Origin of the sequence: Streptomyces albidus (ex Kaewkla and Franco 2022) (assembly GCF_013870515.1) — a bacterium.
Taxonomy (GTDB): domain Bacteria; phylum Actinomycetota; class Actinomycetes; order Streptomycetales; family Streptomycetaceae; genus Streptomyces; species Streptomyces albidus.
Genome location: NZ_JACBXA010000272.1, coordinates 1 through 7,215, shown reverse-complemented (window position 1 = coordinate 7,215; position 7,215 = coordinate 1). Strand labels below are relative to the sequence as shown.

At 69.5% G+C, this 7,215-nt stretch carries 7 protein-coding genes; 5 read left to right on the top strand and 2 right to left on the bottom strand.

Translation table 11 applies throughout. The features are described from left to right. Window positions 1-73: 73 nt before the first annotated feature. Window positions 74-1,612 (bottom strand): anthranilate synthase component I, encoded by a 1,539-nt coding sequence (locus tag H5J26_RS26335; protein WP_181768467.1) that lies wholly within the window; start codon window positions 1,610-1,612, stop codon window positions 74-76. 21 nt (window positions 1,613-1,633) lie between these two features. Continuing rightward, window positions 1,634-2,047, bottom strand: a complete 414-nt coding sequence (gene hisI / locus H5J26_RS26330; RefSeq protein WP_181768466.1) for a phosphoribosyl-AMP cyclohydrolase — start codon at window positions 2,045-2,047, stop codon at window positions 1,634-1,636. Between the two features lie 427 nt (window positions 2,048-2,474). Between hisI and H5J26_RS26325 the strand changes: the two genes are divergently transcribed. The 5 genes from H5J26_RS26325 to H5J26_RS26305 all read left to right on the top strand — a co-directional run bounded on the left by H5J26_RS26325 (window position 2,475) and on the right by H5J26_RS26305 (window position 7,106). After that, a complete protein-coding gene (locus tag H5J26_RS26325) occupies window positions 2,475-3,356 on the top strand; it encodes a fatty acid desaturase (RefSeq protein ID WP_181768465.1) in 882 nt (293 codons plus the stop codon). 47 nt (window positions 3,357-3,403) lie between these two features. Further along, on the top strand, window positions 3,404-4,993 hold the full coding sequence (locus H5J26_RS26320) for a xylulokinase (protein WP_181768464.1): 1,590 nt from the start codon (window positions 3,404-3,406) through the stop codon (window positions 4,991-4,993). A 52-nt stretch (window positions 4,994-5,045) separates the two neighbouring features. Next, the gene (locus H5J26_RS26315) at window positions 5,046-5,375 is read left to right on the top strand and encodes a non-heme iron oxygenase ferredoxin subunit (protein ID WP_181768463.1); all 330 of its coding nucleotides are present in this window, start codon (window positions 5,046-5,048) and stop codon (window positions 5,373-5,375) included. 25 nt (window positions 5,376-5,400) lie between these two features. Continuing rightward, window positions 5,401-6,375, top strand: coding sequence for a LysR substrate-binding domain-containing protein (locus H5J26_RS26310; RefSeq protein WP_181768462.1), 975 nt, complete (start codon window positions 5,401-5,403; stop codon window positions 6,373-6,375). A gap of 98 nt (window positions 6,376-6,473) precedes the next feature. Next, window positions 6,474-7,106, top strand: coding sequence for a TIGR03085 family metal-binding protein (locus H5J26_RS26305; RefSeq protein WP_181768461.1), 633 nt, complete (start codon window positions 6,474-6,476; stop codon window positions 7,104-7,106). Window positions 7,107-7,215: the final 109 nt, after the last annotated feature.

Below are 7,215 nucleotides of genomic sequence, written 5' to 3'. Positions count from 1 at the left end.
CGGGTGTCCTTGGTCTGCTTGTCCTGCGAGTCGTCCTGCGAGGAGCCCGAAGAGCGTGCCGGTGGTACTGAAGTCACGCGTCCACGCTACCGCCGAGCTTCTCGGCCGTACGGACCGCCCTGAGCACGGCCGCCGCCTTGTTGCGGCACTCGGTGTCCTCCGCGGCGGGGTCGGAGTCGGCGACGACACCGGCGCCGGCCTGCACGTATGCCGTGTCCCCGCGGAGCAGGGCGGTGCGGATCGCGATCGCCATGTCGGCGTCGCCGGCGAAGTCGAGATACCCGACACATCCGCCGTAGACGCCGCGCCGCGTCGGCTCCAGCTCCTCGATGATCTGCAGGGCGCGCGGCTTGGGCGCACCCGAGAGCGTGCCGGCGGGGAAGCAGGCGGTCAGCGCGTCGAAGGCGGTGCGGTCCCCGGCCAGGCGGCCCGTCACCGTCGAGACGATGTGCATGACGTGGCTGTAGCGCTCGATGGACATGAAGTCGACGACCTCGACGCTGCCGGGCTCGCAGACCCTTCCCAGGTCGTTGCGGCCGAGGTCGACCAGCATCAGGTGCTCCGCCCGCTCCTTGGGGTCGGCCAGCAGCTCGTCGGCGAGTGCGTTGTCCTGCTGCGGGGTCTGCCCGCGCGGACGTGTGCCCGCGATGGGATGCAGCATGGCGTGCCCGTCCTCGACCTTGACCAGGGCCTCCGGGCTCGACCCGACCACGTCGAAACCGGGGGCGGAACCGGAGCCGTCGCCGAAGCGGAAGAGGTACATGTACGGGCTGGGGTTGGTCGCCCGCAGGACGCGGTAGACGTCGAGCGCGCCGGCCTTGCAGGGCGTCTCGAAGCGCTGCGAGGGCACGACCTGGAAGGCTTCGCCCGCGCGGATGCGTTCCTTGATGTCCTCCACCCACGACTGGTAGGTGGCTCCGCCCGAGCGGGCGGTGAACTCCGGCAGTTCGGAGGGCGGCAGCGCGGCGGGGGTCGCGGGCGCGGGACGGGCCAGATCCGCGGTCATCGTGTCCAGCCGTGCCACCGCGTCGGCGTACGCCTTGTCCACACCCGTGTCGAGGTCGTTGTGGTTGATGGCGTTGGCGATCAGCATCACCGTGCCGTCGCGGTGGTCGAGCACGGCCAGGTCGGAGGCGAGCATCATCGTCAGCTCGGGCAGGCCCAGGTCGTCTTCCGTGGTGTCGCTGTCGCCCACCTTCTCCAGGCGCCGCACGATGTCGTAGCCGAGGTAGCCGACCATGCCGCCGGTGAAGGGGGGCAGGTCGGAGTCCTCGTGGAGGTCACGCGGCGTGTGCAGGGCCTCGACCGTCTCGCGCAGGGCCCGGAGCGGGTCGCCCTCGGCGGGGACCCCGACGGGCGGGGTGCCCAGCCAGTGGGCCGAGCCGTCGCGCACGGTGAGGGTCGCGGCGCTGCGTACCCCGATGAAGGAGTAGCGCGACCAGGTGCGTCCGTTCTCCGCCGACTCCAGAAGGAAGGTGCCGGGGCGTTCCGCGGCGAGCTTGCGGTAGAGGGCGATGGGGGTGTCGCCGTCGACGAGCAGGCGCCGGGTCACAGGGATGACGCGGCGGTCCTTCGCGAGCGTACGGAAGGTGTCGAGGTCCGGGGTCGTCATGGTCGGTGACCTTACTGGGCGTCACCGGTCATCGGTGTGCGGCCCGTCCGGGGATTCTCCCCCCGCCGAAGGCGCGGGGAGAGGGAGTTCGTCGGCGTCGAAGCAGGTGCGGTCGCCTGTGTGACAGGCGCCGCCGACCTGGTCGACCTTGACCAGCACGGTGTCGCCGTCGCAGTCGAGCGCCACGGAGCGTACGTGCTGGACGTGGCCGGAGGTGTCGCCCTTGGCCCAGTACTCCTGGCGGCTGCGGCTGAAGTAGGTGGCGCGGCCGGTGGTCAGGGTGCGGTGCAGCGCCTCGTCGTCCATCCAGCCGAGCATCAGCACCTCACCGGTGTCGTGCTGCTGGGCGATGGCGGGGAACAGGCCGTCGGCGTTGCGCTTGAGGCGTGCGGCGACGGCGGGGTCGAGCGAGGTCGCGGAGGATCGTGCGGGCATGGGACCCATTCTCGCGCACTCGCTCCCGTCCTCCTCACGGCCACCTCACCGGCCCCGCGGGAGGGGCGCGGGACCGGGGCGTGGCGCGCGCCGCGATTCGCCGATGCCGGGGAATCCTCGACGCAAGGTGACGGTCCGTCGAATTCCCGCCGCACTTCCCCTGGATTCGTCCGGAGCCGTACGGCCTTCTGTTACGGGGATTCGCCATAGAAAAAATCTATGGCGTTTCTTTGTTTTTTCTATTCGACACCGGATCCGGCATCACCCATTGTATTGCGTGGAGTTCGCGCAAGGCGGAGAGGGGATGCACTCGATGGCACCGATGCCGGACGAGGCCGATCCGTGGGCGAAGCCTCACAGGCCCCCGCTGCCGCGCAAAGAACTCAAGAGGTTGCAACGGCGACGGAATGGTCCGGCCATGCGGTACATGGCTGGTCACGTGGCCGTCGGTGCCGCCACCACGATCCTGATCGGGCGGGGCTGGGCGACTTGGTGGATGGTCCCTGCCATGTTCGCCCAGGGGATCGTGGTGGTGTTCCTCTTCGCACCCATGCATGAGTGCACTCACGGAACGGCGTTCCGCACCCGGTGGATGAACAGAGCGGTGGCGACTTTCTGCGGCACGGTCATGATGCGCCCCGCTCTGTATTTCCGATACCGCCACACTGCTCACCATTCCTACACACAGGATCCGGAGCGTGACCCCGACCAGGTTCCGATGCCCGAGGGAATTTCCGGGTATCTGGGCGAGGTTTTCGGGATGGAATTCTGGCCCAAAGTCGTCGGCACCCTGTACCGGGGATTCACCGGACGCTTCAACGACCGCGAGAAGTCCTTCCTTCCGGAATCCGAGCGTCCGCGTGTGATCCGGGAGGCGCGTCTGATGGTGGCCTTATACGCGCTCGTCGGTGCCCTCAGCGTCGTCACCGGGTGGTGGCCGGGGCTGCTCGCCTACTGGCTGTTCCCCCGGCTCATCGCCGAGCCCGCCCTTCGGCTCGTACGCATGGCGGAGCACACCGGCATGTCGGAAGGAGCGGATCCGCTGACCAACACGCGGACCACGCTGACCAATCCGGTCGTGCGCTTCCTGTACTGGAACATGCCGTACCACGCGGAGCACCACATGGCGCCGTCCGTCCCCTTCCACAACCTCCGGCAGCTGCACGAGGCCCTGCCCGGCGCCCCGGAGAAGCGGGAGTACGTCGTGAGCAGGGGTTACGTGCAGGCCCACCGCGACATCGTCGCCAACCTCGGTAAGGGATCCGGATCGACGGTGCCGACCAGCACCTCGGCAGCCGCGACCGGCTGACGGCTCGCCTCCACATCCCTGAACACCGTGATGCAAGGGAGCATCCGTTGTCCGGACACCTTTCGCTCGGCATCGACATCGGCACCACCAACGTCAAGGCGTGCATCCTCGACACCTCCACCGGGAAGGTCGTCGCCTCCGCCGCCGCGGAGCACCCGCTGCACCACCCCCACCCCGGCTGGGCCGAGCAGGAGCCCGACGACTACTGGCGGGCGGTCACCTACTGCATAGCCCGCTGCGTGGAGCAGTGCCCGGGCCCCGCGTCCGCCATCGCCGGGGTGTCGGTCTCCGGCCTGGTGGGCGTGACCCTCCCGGTGGACCGCGACGGCAGGCCGCTGCGCCGGGCGATGATCTGGATGGACAGCCGCGCCCAGCGCGAATGCGAGGAGATCCGCGAACTGGTCGGCGAGGAGCGGATCAAGGCCGTCAACGGCAACCGTGTCGCCTCGTGGTTCATCGAGCCGAAGGCGATGTGGCTGCGCCGGCACGAACCCGAGGTCTTCGACTCGATCCACAAGCTGCTCTCCCCCGCCGGCTACTGCACGATGCGGCTGACGGGCGAGTACGCGATGAACCACGGCGACGCCGGCCTCTTCTACCCCTACGAACACCGGCACTCCCGCTGGGACCACTCACTCACCGAGGCGCTCGGCCTGCCGCCCGGCATCTATCCCGACATCCACACCTCGGACACGGTCATCGGCACCGTCACCTCTCATGCCGCGCGGGAGACGGGGCTGCGTGAGGGCACGGCGGTCGTGGCCGGGGGCACCGACATCGGCGCCGCCGCCCTCGGAGCCGGAGCCGTCGAGGCCGGGCAGGCGTACTACTCGATGGGCACCGGCTCCAACCTCGGCGTCCTCGTACCGCGCGAGGAACTCCCCGAGGAGTACCGCATCCTCAAGTGGCCGCACGTGCTGGACGGCATGACGCTGTTCGACGCTCCGATGGCCTTCACCGGCGCGTCCCTGAAGTGGTTCCGCGACAAGTTCGCCGACCCGGAGAGCGCGCTGGCCGCGCGTATGGGCCGCAACGTCTTCGACCTCGTCACCGCGCAGGCCGAGCAGATCACTGCGGGCGCCGACGGCCTGCTGTACCTGCCGTACCTCGGCAACTCGCTCTCGCCGCGCTGGGACGAGAACGCGTGCGGCGTCTTCTTCGGGATGCAGCCGTTCACCAGCCGCGCCCACGTCATCAGGGCCCTGATCGAGGGCGTCGCCTACGACCTCTACTCCAATGTCCGCATCGCTGAGGACGGCGGAGCGGTCTTCCCCGAACTGGTGCTCAACGGCGGCCCCACCAAGAGCCCGCTGTGGAACCAGATCACTGCCAACGTCACCAACCGGCGCCTGCTCATCCCGGACGTCGACGAGGCCGCTCCGCTCGGTGACGCGGTGGTCGCCGCCACCGGAGCCGGCCTCTACGCCGGCATGCGCGAGCCGATGAAGGACCTGGCCCCGATACGCCACGTCGTCGAGCCCGACCCTGAACTGCACGAGATGTACGTCGACTTCTTCGGGCTCTGGTCGCAGCTCTACGAAGACCTCAAGCCGAGCATGAAGCGCCACCACGCCCTGGTGCAGCGCTACAGCGATCCCGCACCGAGCGCCATGAGCGGTGCCGGAGGCAGCAGTTGACCGCCGGCGCCGCTCACGCGGCAGTACGCCGAAGAAGCAGACGAGGAGCGACATGGCCGACCGCGACGAGAGCGACTGGCGTGCCCTGGCCGAGACCTGGGAAGTCGAGGAGGACGACGTCATAGGCGTGAAGGTGGGCGGGCGGACCCTGGCCGTCTTCAACATCGGCGGCGCCTACTACGTCACCGACGACTGCTGCACGCATCAGCAGGCGTCACTGTCCGAAGGCTACGTACAGGACGACACGATCGAGTGCCCGCGCCACCAGGGCGTCTTCCACGTGCCCACGGGAAAGCCCATGAGCCCCCCGCTGACGACCCCCTTGCGGGTGTATCGGGCGCGGGTCGAGGATGGCCGGGTCTGGGCCCGAGTCTCGGAGTAGGGGTGACGGAGCTGTGTCCGAGGCCGTGTCCGACGCTGTGAGCGACACCGTGGCCGACGAGGGTACGAGCAGGCCGAAGCCCGCTCTTCGCGGAACGCCCACGCGGCCGAACGCCCTGCCGTACGTGAGCTTCAACCAGCTGCGCTCCTTCCACGCGGTGGCCGTCGCGGGAAGCATCACGGCGGCGGCCTCGCTTCTGCACGTGAGCCAGCCGACGGTGACGATCCAGCTGCGCCAGCTGGAGGCCCACTACGGCGTGGAGCTGGTCCGCCGCACCCCGCGCGGCATACGGCTCTCCGAACTCGGCGAGTCCCTCTTCACCATCACCAAGCAGCTCTTCGCCCTCGAAGGTGAAGCGGTGGAGCTGCTGAACTCCGCCGGCTGCACGCTGCGCGGCGAGCTCCGAGTGGGGGGCGTGGCACCGTACTTCGTGATGCGGCTGCTGTCGGCCTTCAACAAGGCGCACCCGAGCGTGACCATGACGCTCCTGCTGGACAACTCGGCCACCATCATCCGCAAGCTCGTCGACCAGGAGATAGACGTCGGCATCGTCGGCCAGACGGCCCTCGACTCCCGGCTCCACGCGCTGCCGTACAGCCGTCAGGACGTGGTGCTCTTCTGCCGCGACGACCATCCGTGGGCGGGCCGCCAAGGCGTCGAGCTCGCCGAACTCGCGGACGAGGCACTGGTGTTGCGTGAGATCGGCTCGACCTCTCGGCTCATGCTGGAGCGGGCGCTGCAGGAACACGGCATCGTCCCCCGGGTCACGCTGGAGGTCTGCCGCGAAGGGGTACGGGAAGCGGTCGTGGCGGGCTTCGGCCTCGGCATCACCACGGACGTCGAGTACGTGCCGGACCGCCGCACCCGGATGCTGCGCATCCTCGACGCCGACGTCTTCACCGAGGCGTTCGCGGTGTGCCTGCGCGACCGCCGTGCGGTCTCGGTCACCAGGGCCTTCATGACGACGGCGGAGGAGTTCTTCGAACGCAGCCGCCAGTAGGGATCGCCTGGCGCCGAGGTGGCGGTGCTCCTCGCCGGGCTCGCGCGCGCCGGGGGAAATCAACGCTGCGCCGGGCGACCCGCCGTACCCTTGGCCGCATGTCGACCCATGCCAAGCGTGAACGTCTCATCCTGGCGGATCTGTTGGAGAGCGCAGGCCCGGAAGCTCCGACCCTTTGCGGGGAATGGAAGACCCGCGACCTGGCCGCGCACGTGGTGGTGCGCGAGCGCCGGGCGGACGCAGCGGGCGGGATCCTGCTCAAGCCGCTCGCGGCCCGACTGGAGCGGGTGCAGGCCGAGTTCACGGCCAAGCCGTACGAGGAGCTGATCCAGCTCATCCGCACCGGGCCGCCCCGCATGTCGCCGTACGCCCTCAAGCAGGTCGACGAGGCTGCGAACACCATCGAGTTCTACATCCACGCCGAGGACATCCGCCGCGCCACCCCGGACTGGACGCCGCGCGAGCTGGACTCGGTCTTCCAGGACGCCCTGTGGAAGCGGCTGGAGAGCTCGGCCCGCATCTTCGGCCGCAAGTCGCCGGTCGGGCTGGTGATGCGCCGGCCGAACGGCCAGACCGCCGTCGCCCGCAAGGGCACACCGGTGGTGACGGTGAGCGGTGAGCCCAACGAACTCGTGCTCTACACCTCGGGGCGCCAGCGCGTGGCCCGCGTGGAGGCGGAGGGCGAGAAGGAGTCCGTCGCCCGCGCGTACGAGGCGAACCTGGGCATCTGAGGACCGAGGCGCCCGGGAGCGTACGGGCTGTGAACGCGGCGGCGGCAATGGACAGTTCGCCGCCGCCGCGTCGGCGTCCCCGCGTGAACGCCCGCCCGGCACCCCCGCC